The organism is Paraburkholderia sp. J12 (assembly GCF_905220215.1).
Taxonomy (GTDB): domain Bacteria; phylum Pseudomonadota; class Gammaproteobacteria; order Burkholderiales; family Burkholderiaceae; genus Paraburkholderia.
Genome location: NZ_CAJMZC010000007.1, coordinates 287,263 through 306,408, shown reverse-complemented (window position 1 = coordinate 306,408; position 19,146 = coordinate 287,263). Strand labels below are relative to the sequence as shown.

The window sequence follows — 19,146 nt, the reverse complement described above, 5'->3', positions numbered from 1 at the left end:
GTGGCGTCCTCGATAACGGTCGCCTTTGCCGTTGCCATCCTCCTGTCATTTGCCGCGGATAGGATCGCGGTCCCGCGCGCCGGCTTTTTCCGCGCGTGGTCTGCGCTCGCCCTGCATGGGGTTAGCGTGCTCTTTGTCGCCTGTCTGATGCTCGCGCTCACGCGTCGGCCGGATTTCGCGGCGTTCGTTGCGCTCGCACTCGTTGCGCTCGTGAGCGCAGTCAGCAATGCCAAGTACGCCTCCTTGCGCGAACCTTTTGTCTTTACCGACCTGAGCCTCTTCAGCCAGTTGTTCGCGCATCCGCGTCTTTATCTGCCGTTTCTGAGCGTATCCACCGTCGTCGCCATTGCGTTGGGTGTCGTTGCGCTGGCCGGAGGCTTCTTCGCCGACAAGACGTTGCCGGCAGTCGCGGCACGCGATGCCGCCGGGGGCGCCCTCGCGTGCCTCGCGCTCGGCTACCTGCTCGCGCCGCGCCTGCGCCTCACGCTGGATCCGCTCGAGGACCAGCGCCGTCACGGCTTTTTTGCGGTCTTCGTGGCTTACCTGCTCAACGGCATGCGGCCCACCACGTTCCGCGCGTTCGCGAACGCCGTGTCGCAGGGGCCCTTCGCTCAAGAGTTCGATCCGCCAAGCCGGCCGGACGTGATCGTCATCCAGAGCGAGTCGTTTTTCGATCCGCGCACGCTCACGGACAAAATCGCGCTGGGGCTTCTCCCGCATTTCGACGAGGCCCGTCGCGAGTCCCTGGAACACGGCACGCTGAGCGTACCGGCCTGGGGCGCCAATACCATGCGCTCGGAATTCGCGCTGCTCACCGGCTTGCCTTCGTCGCGTCTGGGCTATGCGCGCTTCTATCCGTACGCTTTCGTGCGCCGCACCTGTGCCACGCTGGCCGGCTGGTTTCGCCGCGCGGGCTACCGCACGATTGCGGTGCACCCTTACTATGCGGACTTCTTTGGCCGCGATCGCGCTTTCCCGCTGCTTCAGTTCGATCGTTTCCTCGATATCCGCGCCTTCGAGCGCGCCTCGCGCGCCGGACCGTATGTATCGGACAGTGCCGTTCTCGATCGCCTCATCGCGCTGCTCGACGAAAACCGTGCGCAGCCCGCGTTTCTCTTTGCGATGACGATGGAGAACCACGGCCCGCTGCACCTCGAATCCGTCGAGCCCGGCGAGGCCGAGCACTATCACGCCTTGGGCGAAGATCCCGCGTGGCGCGATTTCACGGCTTATCTGCGTCACATTGCAAATGCCGACGCCATGATCGGTCGGCTCCTTGCCCATCTGCGCGAACGTCGTCGAGACACGATCCTGTGTTTCTATGGCGATCACGTGCCGGCATTACCCCATGTATTCGAGCGGCTCGGCAACGTACCGGGCCAAAGCCATTACTTCATCTGGCGGAATTTCGGAGACCGGCCAGCCAGGAAGCAAGACAGAGCCGTCGAGGATCTCGGCGCCGCACTGCTCCACGCCATGGGGCGGGCAGGCGGGCGCGGGGCATCGGCAGGTTCGTCGGAGAAAACAGCGCAGCTATGAATAACACCAAGATTGCAATTGTCGGCATGTCCTGCCGATTCCCGGGTGGGGTAACCGGGCCGGAAGCGTTCTGGCGTCTGCTCGAAGGCGAGCGCGACGTCGTCACGCAAATTCCTGCCGATCGGTTCGGCACGGAGTTCTATCAGCATCCCTCGAAGCGCGAGCCCGGCAAGGCTTATACGTTCGCAGCGGGCGTGATCGACGACGTGGCCGGCTTCGACGCCGGCTTCTTCGGCATTTCGCCGCGCGAAGCCACGCAGATGGATCCGCAGCAGCGCCTCTTGCTCGAGCTGACGTGGGAGGCGTTCGAGGACGCGGGCGTGCATCCGCAGGCCATGCGCGGCCGCAATTGCGCGGTTTATGTAGGCGTGGCCAGCACGGATTACGCCAATCGCAGCATGGACGACCTCAATTCGGTCGATCCGTATTCGGCCACGGGCCACACGCTCAGCATTGCGTCGAACCGCATTTCCTATTTGTTCGATCTGCGCGGTCCCAGCATGTCGATCGATACGGCGTGCTCGTCTTCGCTCGTCGCGCTGCATCAGGCCGTGAGCGCGCTGGAGTCGGGCGACGTCGATATGGCGCTGGCCGGTGGTGTGAATCTGCTGCTGCATCCGTTCGGCTTTGTGGGTTTCTCGAAGGCTTCGATGCTTTCGCCGCGCGGCCGTTGCCGCGCATTCGACGCAACGGGCGACGGCTATGTGCGCGCCGAGGGCGGCGCCGTGGTGGTGCTGAAGACGCTCGAGCGTGCACTGGCGGACGGCGACGTGATCCATGCCGTGATCGCCGGGACCGGCGTGAATTCGGACGGCTTCTCGCAAGGCGGCATCAGCGTGCCGGGTGCGGCCACGCAGGCCGCGCTGCTGCGCAAGGTCTATGCGCGCGCGGGCATCGATCCGCACACGGTCGATTATCTGGAAGCGCACGGCACCGGCACGGCGGTGGGCGATCCGATCGAGGCGCGCGCGCTGATCGAAGTCGCGGGCGCCGGGCGCCCGGCGGACAAGCCGCTCCTCATCGGTTCGGTGAAGACGAACGTTGGCCACCTGGAAACGGCTTCCGGTATGGCGGGGCTTTTCAAGGCGATTCTGTGCCTGAAGCATCGCGCCGTGCCGCGCACGCTGCATTTCGAGCAGCCGAATCCGAATATCGATTTCGAAGGCGGCCGCCTGCGCGTCGTCGATCGCTACACGCCGATCGGCGAGGACGGGCATTCGCTCGTCGTCGGTATCAATTCGTTCGGCTTTGGTGGCACGAATGCGCACGTGGTGCTGACCGAAGCGCCCGCGGTCGAGCGCGAAGCCGCGCCGGCCCAGCCGGGTTTCGAGCCGCTCGTGTTGTCGGCCCGCTCGAAGGCGGCGCTCGCCGCGCTTGCGGCAGACTACCGCGCGCGGCTGGACGCGGGTGTTTCGTGGAATGCGCTTGCGAGCGCGGCGGCGCATCGGCGCCAGTGGCTGGAAGAGCGCGCAATCGTTGCGCCAGCAAGCATCGAAGAAGCGCACGCGGGGCTCGCGGCGCTCGCGCTGCCACAGGGCGACGAGGTGTGCGCGGCCGTCGTGCATGGCGAGGCGCTGGAAGACGAGTCGCGTGTTGCGCTCGTGTTTTCGGGCAACGGCGCGCAGTGGGCCGGCATGGGCAAACAGCTGCTCGCGGAAGATGCAACTTTCCGCGCCGCCGTGGCCGAAGTCGATGCGTTCTGGTGTGCGGACGGCAGCCCCTCGCTGCTGGCCGCGCTGGAGGCGGGTGTCGATGCGGACGTGATTGCCGCGACCGAGCACGCCCAGCCGCTACTCTTCGCGATCCAGGTGGGCGTCGTGCGCGTGATCGAGGCGCGCGGCGTAGCGTACTGCGCGAGCGTGGGCCATAGCGTGGGCGAAGTTGCCGCCGCCTGGGCCGCGGGTGCGCTGACGCTCGAAGATGCCGTGCGTGTCGTGAAGATCCGCAGCCGCGCCCAGGCCATGACGCGCGGCACGGGCCGCATGGCCGCGGCCGGCATTGGCGAGGACGAGGCACGCGAGCTGATCGAGCGTCTGGGTTTGCGCGGCGATATCGAAGTGGCCGGCATCAACAGTCCGCAATCGGTAACGCTCGCGGGTTCGCTGGCCGGCCTGCAGATGCTGGAGGCCGCGGTACGGCCTGGCGGCCAGTTCTTCCAGTTGCTGGAACTCGACTACGCGTTCCACAGCCGCCACATGGATCCGATCGAGGCAGTGGTGCGCGAGCGCCTGGCGGGCCTCGCGCCGCGCGCGGCCGCGCTTCGCTACGTTTCGACGGTGACGGGCGCGCCGCTCGACGGTACGGCGCTCGACGCCGAATACTGGTGGCGCAATATCCGCGAGCCGGTGCGCTTCGGCGAGGCCATCGCGCGGCTCGTGGACGAGGGCGTGCATATGTTCCTCGAAGTCGGTCCGCACTCGATCCTGCGCACCTACGTGAAGCAGTCGCTTGACGCGCTGAAGGTGCAAGGCGTGACACTTGCCACGCTCAAGCGGCATCACGACAGCGCGCTCACGCTGCACCGCGCGATCCTTTCCGCCGTGGCGCACGGCGCGCAGGTGGATCGGGCGCGTCTCGTCGCAGCTTCGCCGTCTTCGGCCGAAGTCGCGCTGCCGCGCTATCCGTGGCAGCACGAACGTTACTGGATCATGCCGACGGTCGAGGGTTATGGTCTCGCCAATCGCCGTCGTGAGCATCCGCTGCTGGGCTATCGGCTGCACGAGCATGCATTTGCGTGGGAAAACCATATCGATCCGGTGCGTCTGCCGTTTCTCGCGGACCACGTTGTCGACGGCGGCGTGACCTTCCCCGGCGCGGGCTTCGTGGAAATGGCGCTGGCCGCGGCGCGCGAATTCTTCGGCACGGCCTCCTGTGCGCTCGAAAACGTCGAGATTCGCCAGCCGGTGGTGTTCCAGCCGCAGCATGCCAAGCTGTTCCGCCTGTCGATCGATGCCCGTACAGCGGCGTTCACGATCGAGACGCGCGACCGCATGAGCGAAGACGCGTGGGCGACGAACGTGGTCGGCCGGTTGCTCGTGAGCGGCACCACGCTCGATGCGCACGCAACCGTCTCCGCTGCGACACTCGATTCGCTGCTCGCGCAGCCGTCACTCGACGCACAAACGCTCTACGCGAACACGGAGACGATCGGCCTCTCGTATGGCCCGGCCTTCCGGCTCGTGCGCGAGGTGCGTGCGGCGCGCGGCGTCGCATTGGCCGAGCTCGCTGCACCGGCTGCTGCACCGTATCTGCTGCATCCGGCCTTGATGGATGCCGGTTTCCACCCGCTTTTCGCGTTGCTGGCCGATCGTGCGGCTGGCGCGGATCGCGCCGCCTACGTGCCGGTGCAGATTGCTCGCGTCGATTATTTGCGCGGCGATAGCGTGGAGCGCGTGCTGGCCACGATCGAGCGCCGCAGCCCGCATTCCGTGGTGGCTTCGTTCGATTTCCTCGATGCGCAGGGGCATGTGGTGGCACGCCTTGCCGCCTGCCGTTTCCGCCGCGTCGATCTGCTTTCGCGCCGCCAGGTGGCGCCGTCGCGCTATGCGTACCGTCTTGAAGCGCGGCCGCTGGCGGGCGGTTTCGACGCCTCGTCGTTGCCCGCGAGCGCCGTGTTGCTCGATGAGGCAGTGCACGCGCTCGCCGCAGGCGACGCCGAAGCGCGCCGCACGATGCATCTGACCGAAGTGCTGCCGCTGCTCGACGTGCTTGCGAGCGGCTACGCCCTGCGCGCGCTCGAAGCGACCGGCGCGTTCGATGTACCGGAAGCGCTTTCCGCGGGGCCGCTGGTGACGCTGGAATCGTCGCTTGCGGCCATGCTGGTCGAAGACGGGCTCGCGCGCTGGGAAGGCGAGCGTCTCGTTCGGGACGACGAGGCCTGCAACGCACTCCCGGGCGTCGATGAATTGTGGCGCAGCCTGCTGGAGCAGTCGCCTGCGCACGTCGCCGAACTGACGCTGCTTGCGCATTGCGGTGCTTCGCTGCCGGCGCTCCTGAAGGGCGAGCTGGCGCCGGAGCGGTTGATGTCGCCGACGAGCCAGAGTCTTGTCGAGCACTTTTTCGAAGCGTCGCCCACCTGGTCGCATGTGCGCGCGCTGATCGGTGCGTTCACGTCGCGCGCGGTGCAGGCGTGGCGGTCGCCGCGGCGCCTGCGCGTGCTCGAAATCGGCCGGACCGACGTGGACGTGCCGCGCCCGCTCGAAATGGCCTTGAATGCGGCGCGCTGCGACTACGCGATTGCATGCACGGCGCCGCAACTGGCGGCGCTGGCTGCCGAAGGGGGGCACGCCGCGCGCCTCGTCACGCTTGCGGCGGCCGACCGGCTCGCGCTCAAGACCGAAGATGACGCGCCCTACGACGTGGTGATCGCGAATCAACTGCTGTCCGGCCAGCGCGATGCGCCTGCGGCGCTCGCCGCGCTGCGCGGCTGGCTCGCGCCGGGCGCGTTCGTCGTGCTCGCCGAGCCGCGCCGCAGCCGGTTCGGCGATATCGTTTTTGGTCCTGGGCGCGCTGCTGCCGAGACCTCGTTTTCCGCCGCGCAGATCGTGCGATTGCTGGAGGAGGCGGGATTTGCCGATGTGGTGTCGTTCGCGGAGCAGGGTTTCGAACTCGAAGGCACGCCAACGCTGATCGTTGCGCGAGCACCGTCTTCCGTTGCGCTGGCGGCCTCCACCAATGCAACGCCGGCGACGCAGGCCACCTGGCTGCTGATTCACGCCGACCCGAAGGCGGACGCGCCTACCGAGGCACTCGCGGCAGCGTTGCGCGCGCGAGGCGGTGAGGTTGCACTCGTGGCGCAGGCAGACCTCGCACCCACGTTGCACGAAGCGGATGCGGCGGCACGCCTGGACGACGACAACGCGCCGTTGCGTCTCGTGTTCCTCGCGCCCGATGTCACGGTATCGGCCGACGCGGACGGCGCCGCGCTCATGCAGACGCAACACGCCACTTCGGTCGCGCTCGCGCGGCTCGTGCGCGAACTGGGCGCCGGGTCGCCGCCAGTACAACTGAACATCGTCACGCAGGACGGCGCGCCTTTCGCGAGCCTCGCAGCGGATGGCGCAGTGCGCCGCCCCGGTCAGGCCACACTGTGGGGCCTGGGGCGCGTGCTCGCCAACGAACATCCGGAACTGGGCTGCCGCCTGATCGACGTGTCCTCGGCTTGCGAAGGCGCAGCCGAAGCGCTGGCCGACGAACTCGTTGCCGCAGACGTCGAAGAGGAAGTGCTGCTGAGCGCACGCGGCCGCTTCGTGCCGCGCATGCTGGACGCCGACGAAGCGCACCTGCGCTCTGCCGCGGCTAACGCCGAAAGCGCACCTGCCGTGCTGGCCTTCGATACGCCGGGTTCGCTGCGCAACCTCGAATGGTTTGCGTTGCCCGGGCGCGCGCTCGAAGACGACGAAGTGGAGATTCAGCCTGTCGCCACGGGCCTCAATTTCCGCGACGTCATGTACGCGATGGGCCTGCTTTCCGACGAGGCCGTGGAAACCGGCTTTGCGGGCGCAACGGTGGGTATGGAGCTTTCCGGGCGCGTGACGCGCGTGGGCGCGGGTGTGAATGCGTTCAAGCCCGGCGATGCGGTGCTCGGTTTCGCACCGGCTTCTTTTGCAACGCACGTCCATACGCGCGCGGGCGCCATCACGCACAAGCCGGGCTCGATGACGTTCGAGGAAGCCGCAACCATCCCCACCACCTTCTTTACGGCGTACTACGCACTTGTCGAACTGGCGCGCCTGCGCCGCGGCGAGCGGGTGCTCGTGCACGGCGGCGCGGGCGGCGTGGGCATTGCTGCTATTCAGTTGGCCCGTCACCTGGGTGCCGAAGTATTCGCTACGGCAGGCAGCCGCGAGAAGCGCGAGTTCGTGCGCCTGCTGGGCGTGGACCGCGTGTTCGACTCGCGCAGTCTTGCGTTTGCCGACCAGGTTCGCGAGGCCACGGGCGGCGCGGGCGTGGACGTGGTGCTGAATTCGCTCGCGGGCGAGGCCATGGTGCGCAGCATCGACACGCTGCGACCGTTCGGCCGCTTCCTCGAACTCGGCAAGCGCGACTTCTACGAGAACAGCCGCATTGGCTTGCGTCCGTTCCGCAACAACATCAGCTATTTCGGCATCGACGCGGACCAATTGATGGGCGTGCTGCCCGAACTGACGACACGTCTTTTCGGCGAAGTCATGCAGTGCTTCAGCGACGGGGTGCTGCACCCACTGCCTTATCGCGTGTTCCCGGCGGTGCACGTGGAAGAGGCGTTCCGCTACATGCAGCAGGCGCGCCAGATCGGCAAGGTACTCGTCGGCTATCCGGCGGGTGCGCCCGCGCCGAAGCGCGGTCTCGCGCAAGGCCGCAGTCTCCAGCTCGATGCGCAGGGCGCGTATCTCGTGATCGGCGGTACCGGCGGCCTCGGCTTTGCGAGCGCGCGCTGGATGGTGCAGCGCGGCGCGCGCCACGTGACGCTGGCGAGCCGCAGCGGTGTGCTCAATGCCGTAGCGCGTGACGAGGTGGCGCGCTGGCGCGACGAGGCCGGTGTGCAGGTGCATGTGGTGTCGTGCGACGCCACCGATGCGCGAGCCGTTGCCGCACTGGTTGCCGCCATCGACGCACGCGGCACGCCGGTGAAGGGCGTGCTGCATTCGGCCATGCACATCGACGACGGTCTCCTGCGCAATCTCGACGACGCGCGTTTTGCGGCCGTTCTTGAACCAAAGGTAGCGGGTGCATGGAATCTGCATCGTGCGACCCTGGGCCACGATCTGGACTTCTTCATCGTCTATTCGTCGGCCACGACCGCGCTCGGCAACCCCGGGCAGTCGAATTACGTCGCCGCGAACAGCTTCCTCGAAGCGCTCGTGGAAACGCGCCGCGCTGCGGGCCTGCCGGGCACGTGGATGGGTTGGGGGCCGCTCGAAGACGTGGGTTTTCTTGCACGCAACGAGAAGACGCGCGAGGCGCTGCAGTCGCGTATCGGCGGTGCTTCGATTACGTCGGACGAAGCGCTCGCGGCGCTCGAACGCGTGCTGCTGGAGGGCGGTGCGGGCGAAGCGGTCGTGCGCCTCGACTGGCAGGCGCTTTCGCGCGGCATGCCGGCGGCGGTTGCCCGGCGCTACGCGTCGATGCAGGCGCACGGCGCGCAGGAACCCGCACGCGAAGGCTCGCATCAACTACGCGACCGCATGCGCGTGATGCCGCGTGACGAAGCGCTCGCGCTCGTCGAAGAGGCGCTGCGCGCGCAGATCGCGCGCATTCTGCACCTCGCGCCCGAGCGTGTGGACCTCGAGCGATCCGTGCTCGACATGGGTATGGATTCGCTGATGGGCATGGAACTCGGCATGGCTGTCGAGGAGATGTTCGAAGTGAAGCTCTCGGTGATGGCCATCGCCGAAGGCGCGACGGTCCGCTCGCTGGCGGCGCGTATCGTGGACTCGGTCGAGGCCGACGAAGCGGGCGAGGACGAAAGCGTGCCCCAGGCGAATACGCAGGAAGCGCTGGCGCAACTCGCGAGCCGTCACGCACTCGAAGGCGAACTGCAGGAGGCGGCGCGTGCCGCCTCGCCGCTGGCGGCTGGTCAGGCGGAGCTCGTGGAATGAGCACGCCGGCCGGCTGGCAAAGCACGCAGGGCACGCTCGCGCGCGAGCTGACGATGCGCGGTCACGGACTGCACACAGGGCGCGCCGTGAACGTGCGTATTCTGCCGGTCCACAATGCAGCGGCGTCGCCGGGCATCGTGTTCCGCCGGGTCGACAGCCAGGGCCGCGAACTGGCGCGGCTGCGTGCCGACCCAGCGCTGCGGCGCGCGCAGCCGTTGTGCACGATGCTGCGCTCAGCGGACGGCCAGGGCGTGCGCACGGTCGAACACGTGCTTGCCTCGCTGCTGACCTGCGAAATCGATCACGCGATCGTGGAGCTCGATGCGGAGGAAGTGCCGATTCTCGACGGCAGCGCGCAGCCGTGGATCGAAGCGATCCGCACCTGCGGGCGGCGTGCGCTCGCGCAGCCCAAGCGCTTTATTCGCGTGCTCAAACCGGTGGTGGTGAGCGACGGCAGCGGCGGCCAGCGCCGCGAAATGCGCGTCGAACCTGCCGCGCGCTATGAAATGTGCGTGCGCAACGATCTCAAAGGCTTTGGCGAAATGACGTGGGAGGGTGCGCTGACCCCCGACGTTTTCGCCAGCGAGATCGCGCCGTCACGCTCGTACGGCCGGTTGAAGTGGGCCGTGCCGGCCATCATCGCCGGCTATGTGCGCGGCATGCCGATCCTGCGCGGCGCGCGGCCTTCGTGCACCGCTTCGATCGTCGGCAATCGGGTGCTGGGCGGCATGCGTCTGCCCGACGAGTTCGTGCGCCACCGCGTGCTCGATCTGGTCGGCGACCTGGCGCTTGCGGGCGCACCGCTTCTGGGCCGTGTGAGCGCGCTACGACCGAGCCATGAAATGAACTACCGTCTGCTGAGCGCATTGCTGGCCGACCGCGATGCGTGGGAATGGACCGAATTCGAAGCGTAAGCGATTGACGTAACAGAGCGACGCAACTGCGCTGGAACGCGCGTACGAACTACCGTTGAAGGAAAGAGCAGCAGATGGGAATGGGTGATCAGATCCGCAAGCAGCTTGCAGCCGCAGCGCTGAAGCGCCAGCTCGAACGCGTGTCGGGCGAGGCGGCGGCCAGCAACGCGCACAAGGTCGAGGCGCCGGCGGAGGACAAGCCCTGGAACGCACGCGCGCGTTTCGAAGCAATGCCGCTCTATCAACAGGTGAGCCTCATGCGCCAGATGGGCGACACGCTGCGTGTGCAGTCGCCGTTCTTTCGCGTGCACGAAGGCGCGGCGGGTGCCACGACGACCATCGGCGGACGCGAGTACATCAATTTCGCCAATTACAACTATCTCGGGCTTTCCTCCGATGCCCTCGTGACCGCGCGGGCGAAGGACGCCATCGACCGCTATGGCATGTCGGCTTCGGCGAGCCGCATGGTCGCGGGCGAGCGCCCGGTGCAGCGCGAGCTGGAGCGGGCGATTGCGCAGCTGTACGACACCGAAGATTGCGTGGCGTTCGTGAGCGGTCACGCAACGAACGTCACGGTGATCGGTGCCTTGTTCGGCCACGGCGATCTGATCGTGCACGACGCCCTTGCGCACAACAGCATCGTGCAGGGTGCGCAACTGAGCGGGGCCAAACGCCTCGCGTTCCCGCACAACGACTGGCGCGAACTCGACGCGCTGCTTGCACGCGTGCGCCACGAATATCGCAACGTGCTCGTGGTGATCGAGGGCCTCTACAGCATGGACGGGGACTTTCCCGAGCTTGAGCGGTTCGTGGAGATCCGGCAGCGTCACGGTGTGTTCCTGATGGTCGATGAGGCGCATTCGCTGGGCGTGCTGGGCGCGAGCGGCCTCGGTATTCGCGAGCACAGCGGCGTGGCCCCCGACGACGTGGACCTCTGGATGGGCACCATGAGCAAGACGCTGGCGGGTTGCGGCGGATTTATCGCCGGTTGCCAGCCGCTCGTCGACATGCTGCGCCATCTAGCGCCAGGCTTTCTCTATAGCGTGGGACTCGCGCCGGCGCTGGCCGCGGGCTCGCTCGCCGCGCTCGAACGCATGCAGGCCGAGCCCGAGCGCGTGGCGGCGCTGCAGGCGCGCGGGCAGCAATTTCTGTGCGAGGCGCGCGCGGCCGGGTTCGATACCGGCACGAGCGCGGGCTATGCGGTGGTGCCCGTCATCACGCGCAGCTCGCTGAAAGCCGCGCAATGGGCGAATGCGCTCTTCGAAGAAGGCATCAACGTGCAGCCGATCTTTTATCCGGCTGTTGAAGAGCGGGCGGCGCGCCTGCGCTTTTTCATCTGCTCGACGCACGAGCCGGACCAGATCACGCGCACGGTCGAAACCCTCGCGCGTATCGCAAAACGTTAGAAGGACTGCATTGTGGCGACCGAATTTGCCGATCCGCTCGACGCGTGTATCGAGGCGCCCCTTGGCGCCGGGGCGCGAGAAGCGCTGACTTTTCGTCCGGCTCGCGCCGACGATGCCGCCGCGGCCGCGCCGCTCGTCTTCGCTTCCGGCGAGCGCGAATTCGGCTTTTTTCTGGGCGTCGCGCCGCAGGCCTGTATCGCATTCCTGCAATATGCGTTTGCACTCTCGGCAGGCCGCTTTTCCTGGCGGCGGCACCGTGTGGTGGTGAATGCGGTCGGTCAGGTGGTGGGCGTGCTAGCCGCGCATGATGGCCGCGACATTCTTCCCGATGATCCGCACATCGCCTGGACGCTCATGCGCTACTTCGGCGTATGGCGCACGGTGCCCATGCTGTTGCGTGGCCTCGTGCTCGAACAGGAGCTGCCGAAGCCCAAACGGAGCCAGACGCTTGTCGCGCACTGCGCCGTCGCGGCGGCCACGCGCGGTCAGGGCGTATTCAGTGCGCTCTTCGGCGATGCGCAGCAGGCCGCCATGCGTGGATTCTCAACCGGCGGCTCGCAGGAACAGGGCAGCCGCGAGATTCTGCTCGACGTGCTCGTGAGCAACACGCGTGCGGCCGCGCTCTATCGGCGGCTCGGTTTCGTGGATGTGCCGCGTCGCCGTCCGCCTTCGCGCCGTCTGCCTGCCGAACTCGAATCGATCCGTATGCGGTTCGATCCCAGCAAGACGCGCCGCTAATCCTGAACCCCAGCGCCCGTCACTCCGGTGACGTTGCGGATTCCGAAGCATCGGCTATCGGTTCGCCCAGCGCGAGGGCATACGCGCGCAGAATATCGCGCCAGCTAACAATCCCCACCGGTCGCGATTCGCTGTTCACAACAGGAATGCACGATACCCCACGCGCGAGCAGTAATCGGGTGGCCTCGGCCACCTCCGCGTCGGGCATGAGCGTGATCGGCTTGCGGCTCATGATCTGATGCACGCGCTTGTTCAGCGTGCCGGTATCGCGCTGGGTTTCCACCACGCTGTCGATGAACGGGCTCAGCGCGCGCAACAGGTCGCGGTCCGACACTACGCCCTGCAGTTCCCCGTCTTCCACCACGAGCAGGTGATGGAAGGTCGCTTCCCTGAAGATCTCCTGCACGGTTTCGAGCGTGTCGTCGAAGCCCACCGTCACGAGCCGCGTCGTCATGAGGTCTGCTACTTTCATGGCTGCACTCCTTGCTTGCTCCGGGCGTTAGCGATCTTGTGCAGACCGCCAGCGGACCCTCAAATCAGTTCGTACTTCTCGAGCAATTCCCGCTTGCGCGATTCCTTGCGGCGGCGTTCTTCGCTGGCTACCGGAGTCGGTTTCGTCTCCGGCCGGGCGGCGAGGGTGGCGTCGTAGCGTTCGGTTTCGGCAACCAGCGCCATCAGCTCGCGCAGGTCCGTTTTCGCGCGCGCGAAAACGGCGGGCTGTCCGTTGGCGATCGCCGCATGCACGCCGGCATCGCGCTGCGCAGCACGCCTAGCCCCTAACCGCTGCATCGTGACGGACAGCCTGTAGCGGTGCTTGGTATAGCGGCGCCACCATTTCTCGTGGAAGCCGATCGTCCGGTCGCGATCGTCCACGCGTCCTTCGATGGTGGTCGGCAGATTCATGATTCGGGCCGCCACGGGATAGACGAGCTGAACCTTGCGCGAATGCACCCAGCAGCGGTCGACGTCGTAATCCACCGGTCCGACGATCGTGCTCGTGGCGTGCAGCATTGCCCGCGCCGCTTCTTTGGTGATGGTGTAGCAGCCCATGCCGAGCGCGGTGCGCTTGGTCCAGTACACCCTGCGGCCGATGCCGAGATCGACATGCATGTAGCTGCGCTCGTGCGGTCTGAGCGGCCCGAGGCGAACCAGGTCGAAATCCCATTTGCCGCTCAGCACGGTTTCCACCGTTTCGCGAAAGCCGTCTTCGAGGACCATGTCGTCTTCCATGATCACGAAGGCGTCGCAGTTCGACTCGACGAGGGCCCGCCAGAGGCGGCGGTGGCTGAAGTAACAGCCCAGTTCCCCACGAGTCAGGCTGCGCGCGAATTTGCCGAGCGACACCCCTTCCGCTTCCGCTGCGGCGCGCGGGTTGCCTTCGGGAATCAGAATGCCGTCGAAGAACTCAGCTTCGATCCCCGCCTTGTGGAACTGGTCCATCATCAGTTTCCTTCGATCTACGGAAGATCGAAGGGAAATGCAAAAATAACGGTGTATTAACATTATGATTTTATTTCGTTTTTATATATTCTGGTCGTTGACGCGACACGATATGCAACCCCGAAGCCGCGCCCCGATTATCCCAAATCCGTTACCCCGATTTCAACGCTTTTGTGATGTGGTTTTGGGCGATTTTTTGAGTCGCCAATGTGTCATCGCGGCGTAATGAATTCGCCACGCGCCAGGTATGCGCTCAAGTGGCGAGAGGCGAGAAAGAAGAGAGAAAAATCCGCGAACGCAATCGGCTCGCGGATTGCGTTGCATGCCTATGCAGTCGTTTTCGACCACGTCACGAATACCTCGCCGGCTTCGCGCAATACGGCCTCGCGCAGCGTCATGGAGCTGCCAGGCGCGTCGTAATAAGCCGCGACGATGAGCGGTGCGCGGCCGGGCGGTCGCACGATCGAGTAGTCGTTGGTTTCTTCCTCCACGCTCGTGCCGGGCCGGTCGCCGGCCAGCCAGTCGGCGGGCAGTGCCGCGCGAATCCGGTTGAGTCCCGGCTTGCACGCGATCATCCAGTCTTCGAGCTGCCGGCGCGATGGTGGGCTCAGCACGTTGCCCAACAGGATCCGGTTCACCGATTGGCTGATGGCTCTTGGCGTGGTGGTGTCGAGCACGCCGCTGTACTGGTTCGAGTCGGGCTCGTAGCGGTCGGAGCGGGTGACGGTGTCGCCCAGGCCGCGCACGAAGCGGGTCAGGCCTTCCGGGCCACCGGCGCTTCGCATCAAGAGAATGGCGGCGGTGTTGTCGCTCACCTCCACGGCAGCCCGGCACAGGGCGCCCACGGTCATCGTGCCTTCACTAACGTGTGCCTTGGTGACCGGCGAAGTGAAGACAAGATCCTTTTCGGTGTAATACACGGGGCGCGTCAGGCTTTCTTGTCCGGCATCCACGTGCGCGAGGATTTGCGCAGCCAGCAGGCCCTTGAAGGTGCTGCACATGAGAAAGCGCTCGTCGGCGCGATGTTCGAGTGTGCGTCCCGATCCTGTGTCGATGGCGAATACGCCAAGGCGGCCGCCGCGACGGCTTTCGATGTCGGCAAACGGCGCGTCGGCGGCAAAGGCGGGGCTCGCCACACTCGCCATGCCGCCCATGCCAAACAGGAACGGAAGCCCGAGGGCGAGTTTTCTACGTGTCCGTGAAATCGTCACTGTGTTGTCCTTTCGATTCTTATGGTAGTTAGGAATAGGAAATAGTTCGAGGAGCTGAAGAGCCCAAGCCCGTGCGTCGATGGACGCATGCCAACGCGCACCGTCACTTCTTCGCTTCGATACGTCTCGCGAGGCTGGCCGCACGCTGTTCCCACCCGAGCGTAATACCTTGGCCCGTGGGGCGCAGCGCATGGGCGGCAATGCCGCCGCCCGTTTCCAGCGTACTGGCCAGATGCTGGGCAAAGGCGCGTGCGCGGGCGCTCATGTCGCGCCGCGATGGATAGACAATGAAGAGGTCCGACTCCGGTGCCGCGGCGCCAGGCTCGACGATCTCGACAAGCTGTCCGGCCGCCACGGCTTCGCTGCACAGATGCACGGGCAGCAGTGCCGCGCCGGCTCCATCGATCGCAAGCTGGCGCAGGAGCGCGAAGCTGGTCGCCGTAATGCGCACGTAGGCGCCGCCGTTGCGGGGACGATCGGAGAACGAGGGTGCAAAAGCGAGGCGCTCGGTGCGCGGCGGATGCACCGCGAGCCAGTCCGGGCTCGCAAAGGTGCCGAGCCGGAACCCGGCGATGCGCCGCGCCACGGCTTCTTCGCTGCCGGGTCGCCCGCCCCGCACGGCGAGATCGAAATTGCCGCCCACGAAATCGACCACTTCGTTGCCCACGTGCACGTCGATCTGCACCAGCGGATGTTGTTCGAGGAACGAGGTGATCGCGCGGCTCAGGAGATCGTTGGGGAAGTCGAGCGGAACGCTCAGGCGAATCGCGCCGGCGAGTGCCGCATGGCCCGCGAGACCGCGGCGGTCGGCTTCGCGCAGCGTGCGGATGGCATCGGAGACGGTGGCGTACCAGGCTTCGCCGTCGGCCGTGGGCGCGACCTGGCGGGTGGTGCGCCGCAACAGCCGCGCGCCCAGCCGCGCCTCGAGCGCAGCGACGCGCGCACTCACCGTGGAGCGCGGCAGCCCCAACTCACGTGCGGCGGCAGCGAACGATCCGCGCTCGACGACTGCGACGAAGGCAAGACACCCGTTGATATCCATTGTCCATTCCATTGGCGAGTCCCGCCATTCTAGCGATCTTCCGGTTGGCGAACGCGGCGCGCACACTCCCTCCAGGGCCGCGTGAAGCGGCTTGGCTCAACCCGACCAACACGCAGGACGGCAGGACGCTCACTCATGCAAACCGACATTCTTTCAACATCCGAAATCCTCGAATTCGGCGGCATGCGCACGCGCGTGCTCGCCGGCCTGCCCGATGCGCCCTCGACCGTCATGGAAATGCACGTCGAGCCGGGCGGCGGCGCGCCGGCCCATCGCTCGCACGACTGCGACAAGGTATTCGTCGTGCTGGAGGGGCGGCTCGTATTCCGGCTCGGCGACAAGGATGGGATCGACGTAAGCGCGGGCGAGGCCGTTGCGGTTGCGCGCGGCGACGTGCACGGCTTCACGAACCCCGCGGAGGAGCCGGCACGCCTCCTGCTGACGGGAACCCCGGCAGCCCATGACGCGTTCTTCCGCGCGATGGCCGCGCTGCCTGTGCCGCACGCACTCGACGACGTGCGCCGCGTTTGCCGGATCTGGCAGCAGGAGATCGTCGGGCTCTGAGCGAAGGCGGCCTTAAAGCCGGTGGATTGTTCACGTTTCGTGTTGAATGACTCCACGCCGGCGCGGGTTATTTCTGCGGCGTTTTCAGGCATGCTGGCGGAAATGAAGCGCGGGCCAATGCCGGTCCGCGCCGGCAACGGAGAACGGGACATGAGCAAGACATTCAGGATCGCCGCCATTCCAGGCGACGGCATTGGCCAGGAAGTGATGCCCGAAGGCGTGCGCGTAGTGGAGGCCGCCGCGGCGAAATTCGGCCTTGCGGTGGAATTCACGCACTTCGACTGGGCGAGCTGCGACTACTACCTCGAGCACGGCAAGATGATGCCCGACGACTGGTTTGCCACGCTCTCCGGGTTCGACGCGATCTACTTCGGCGCCGTGGGCTGGCCGGAGAAGGTGCCCGACCACATCTCGCTGTGGGGCTCGCTTCTCAAGTTCCGCCGCGAATTCGACCAGTACGTGAACCTGCGCCCGGTGCGTCTCCTGCCCGGCGTGCCGTGTCCGCTGGCGAACCGCAAGCCCGGCGACATCGACTTCTTCGTCGTGCGCGAGAACACCGAGGGCGAATACAGTTCGGTGGGCGGCAAGATGTTCGAGGGCACGGAGCGCGAGTTCGTGCTGCAGGAGTCGGTGTTCACGCGGCACGGCGTGGACCGCATTCTCAAGTACGCGTTCGAGCTGGCCAGCACGCGCGGGCGCAAGAAGCTCACGGCGGCCACCAAGTCCAACGGCATTTCCATTAGCATGCCTTACTGGGACGAACGCGTGGCCGCGATGGGCGAGCAGTATCCGCAGGTGCGGTGGGACAAGCAGCACATCGACATTCTCTCGGCGCGCTTCGTGCTCAACCCCGACCGTTTCGACGTGGTGGTGGCCTCGAATCTGTTCGGCGACATTCTTTCGGATCTCGGGCCGGCCTGCACGGGCACCATCGGCCTCGCCGCTTCGGCGAACCTGAATCCGGAGCGCAAGTTTCCCTCGCTGTTCGAGCCGGTGCATGGCTCGGCGCCGGACATCTTCGGCAAGAAGATTGCCAATCCCGTGGCGATGATCTGGTCGGGCGCGATGATGCTCGAGTTCCTCGGCAACGGCGACGCGCAGTTCAAGGCGGCCCACGACGCGATCATGCGTGCGATCGAGCAGGTGCTCGTGGAAGGGCCGCGCACGCCGGATATGGGCGGCACGGCGAACACGAGCGCGGTGGGCGAGGCGATCGCAGCCGCGCTTTAAGAGAGAAGAGCGGCATGGCGCGCCCAGGCGGATTGCGGATCTCGCGTCGCATGTGTGCCTCGCGATCAAGGCGCGCGACCATCCGTTCGGCATGTGGCGGCTCGACTTCAAGGGGAAAGCCGGGCGCGAGTGCTGAGACTGGTGGGGGCCGTCGGCCCTCACTCGCCGTCGGTGTTTTCGAGCGCTTTGCGCTCGCGGCGCTCTTCATTGCCGCGGCGCGCGCGCATGCGCTGGCGCGAAAGCACGGCGATCACCTCGCCGGTGCTGGCGTGAGCGGGAAGTTCGTTGCGGATCACGTTGGCCACCATCGGCAGCCCCTGGCGCTGGCGCTTCAGCGCGCGTGCAATGGCGGTACGGCACTGCTGGCCGTGACAGTCCCATTCGTCACGCATTTTTCCGCAGTAACGGCATGTGTCCATGAAGCAAGTTTAACCGGAATTGCCGGCCGCTTTCGGGGCGGGATCGCCGCTCCGGCGCGCGGGCGATTGCAACGCGTGCGCGTGACGGAGCACGATGCTGGCGAGCATGTTCGCCGCGTCGCCCATCTGGCGCGGGTCGCGGTGGACGAGCCCGATATCGCGGTGAAACGTGTGCTCGCCCAGATCGATGGCGCGCACGCCCGCCGGCCAACGGCCGTGCGGGTCGGTTTGCGGCAGCAGCGCCACACCTACCTCGTTGCCCACCAGCCGCACGATCGCCTCGAGTTCGTCGAGCTCGCAGACTTCGCACACGGCAAGCTGCATCCGGCGCAGAAATCGGTCCACCTGGCGGCCGCCGAACGAACTGCGGTCGTAGCGGATGAACGGCAGCGTCGTGGCCAGCTCGATCCAGTCGCGCCCGCGCACGGCGCGCGGCACGATGAGCCGGAAGGGTTCGTGGGCGAGCGGCGTCCAGCGCAGGTCGCTTTGTAGCGCAAAGGGCGGCCGGATCACGGCGGCCAGATCGAGGTCGCCGATATCCACCATATTGATGAGCTCCGACGACAGGCCCGGCACCACTCGCGCCTGCGCGCCCGCACATTGCCGGAAGAAGTCGGCGAGCGCATCGGGCAGCAGCGAGCGCTGGACCGAGGCAATCGCGCCGACATTGAGCCGCACCGCCACCGCCGGGTCCACGGTCACGTCGCTGAGGCCGGCATAAAGGCGCAGGATTTCCTGCGCCTGCACGAGCAGTTGCTGCCCGCGCGCGTTCAGGCGGGCCGTGCGGCCTTCACGGTCGAAGAGAGCGAAGCCCAGTTCCGTTTCGAGGCGCTGCATCTGTGCGCTCACGGCCGCCTGGGTGAGGCCGATTTTCTTGCCGGCGGCGGCGAAGGTGCCTTCGCGAGCCACCGCGGTCAGTGTTTTCAGTTCCCGGATCATTCATAAATTCTATTTGTATTTCTGAAAACTATATATTGATTTTATTTTTCGTTGACGGCTTCTACCATCTCCCCATTTCCTCGTCGCGTCCGGCCGCGTTGCAGCCGGTACGGCACGGCATCCT

At 66.4% G+C, this 19,146-nt stretch carries 13 protein-coding genes and 1 pseudogene; 8 read left to right on the top strand and 6 right to left on the bottom strand.

Annotated elements, in window-relative coordinates; translation table 11 throughout:
- From U5760_RS17850 to U5760_RS17830, 5 genes are all read left to right on the top strand, one after another.
- Positions 1–1,539, top strand: a complete 1,539-nt coding sequence (locus U5760_RS17850; protein ID WP_322013576.1) for an LTA synthase family protein — start codon at positions 1–3, stop codon at positions 1,537–1,539.
- A complete protein-coding gene (locus U5760_RS17845; RefSeq protein ID WP_322013575.1) occupies positions 1,536–9,119 on the top strand; it encodes an SDR family NAD(P)-dependent oxidoreductase in 7,584 nt (2,527 codons plus the stop codon). Before U5760_RS17850 ends, U5760_RS17845 begins: the two co-directional genes overlap by 4 nt.
- Positions 9,116–10,033 (top strand): UDP-3-O-acyl N-acetylglycosamine deacetylase, encoded by a 918-nt coding sequence (locus U5760_RS17840; protein ID WP_322013574.1) that lies wholly within the window; start codon positions 9,116–9,118, stop codon positions 10,031–10,033. Before U5760_RS17845 ends, U5760_RS17840 begins: the two co-directional genes overlap by 4 nt.
- A gap of 74 nt (positions 10,034–10,107) precedes the next feature.
- Positions 10,108–11,439 carry an aminotransferase class I/II-fold pyridoxal phosphate-dependent enzyme gene (locus tag U5760_RS17835; RefSeq protein ID WP_322013573.1) on the top strand — a complete coding sequence of 444 codons (1,332 nt, stop codon included), beginning with the start codon at positions 10,108–10,110 and terminating at the stop codon, positions 11,437–11,439.
- Between the two features lie 48 nt (positions 11,440–11,487).
- A complete protein-coding gene (locus U5760_RS17830; RefSeq protein WP_322013613.1) occupies positions 11,488–12,177 on the top strand; it encodes an N-acetyltransferase in 690 nt (229 codons plus the stop codon).
- A gap of 19 nt (positions 12,178–12,196) precedes the next feature.
- On the opposite strand, the gene U5760_RS17825 is transcribed toward U5760_RS17830, so the two are convergent.
- The 4 genes from U5760_RS17825 to U5760_RS17810 form a co-directional block, all read right to left on the bottom strand.
- Positions 12,197–12,649, bottom strand: a complete 453-nt coding sequence (locus U5760_RS17825; protein ID WP_322013572.1) for a CBS domain-containing protein — start codon at positions 12,647–12,649, stop codon at positions 12,197–12,199.
- Between the two features lie 59 nt (positions 12,650–12,708).
- Positions 12,709–13,680 carry a glycosyltransferase family 25 protein gene (locus U5760_RS17820; protein WP_322013571.1) on the bottom strand — a complete coding sequence of 324 codons (972 nt, stop codon included), beginning with the start codon at positions 13,678–13,680 and terminating at the stop codon, positions 12,709–12,711.
- A gap of 263 nt (positions 13,681–13,943) precedes the next feature.
- Positions 13,944–14,828, bottom strand: coding sequence for a class A beta-lactamase (bla, locus tag U5760_RS17815; protein ID WP_322013570.1), 885 nt, complete (start codon positions 14,826–14,828; stop codon positions 13,944–13,946).
- Positions 14,829–14,931: 103 nt separating this feature from the next.
- Positions 14,932–15,870 (bottom strand): LysR family transcriptional regulator, encoded by a 939-nt coding sequence (locus U5760_RS17810; protein WP_322013569.1) that lies wholly within the window; start codon positions 15,868–15,870, stop codon positions 14,932–14,934.
- Positions 15,871–16,005: 135 nt separating this feature from the next.
- On the opposite strand from U5760_RS17810, the gene U5760_RS17805 reads away from it, so the two are divergent.
- The 3 genes and pseudogenes from U5760_RS17805 to U5760_RS17795 all read left to right on the top strand — a co-directional run.
- Complete coding sequence (locus U5760_RS17805; RefSeq protein WP_322013568.1) at positions 16,006–16,434, top strand: cupin domain-containing protein; 429 nt, start codon at positions 16,006–16,008, stop codon at positions 16,432–16,434.
- 150 nt (positions 16,435–16,584) lie between these two features.
- On the top strand, positions 16,585–17,664 hold the full coding sequence (locus tag U5760_RS17800; RefSeq protein WP_322013567.1) for a tartrate dehydrogenase: 1,080 nt from the start codon (positions 16,585–16,587) through the stop codon (positions 17,662–17,664).
- Positions 17,665–17,674: 10 nt separating this feature from the next.
- Positions 17,675–17,782, top strand: a pseudogene (locus U5760_RS17795) (LysR family transcriptional regulator); the annotation flags it as partial.
- A gap of 40 nt (positions 17,783–17,822) precedes the next feature.
- Here the strand turns inward: U5760_RS17795 and U5760_RS17790 are convergent.
- Both U5760_RS17790 and U5760_RS17785 read right to left on the bottom strand, forming a co-directional pair.
- Entirely contained in the window at positions 17,823–18,083 is a 261-nt protein-coding gene (locus U5760_RS17790; protein WP_322013565.1) for a hypothetical protein, read from the bottom strand.
- Positions 18,084–18,092: 9 nt separating this feature from the next.
- On the bottom strand, positions 18,093–19,022 hold the full coding sequence (locus U5760_RS17785) for a LysR family transcriptional regulator (protein ID WP_322013564.1): 930 nt from the start codon (positions 19,020–19,022) through the stop codon (positions 18,093–18,095).
- Positions 19,023–19,146 lie beyond the last annotated feature (124 nt).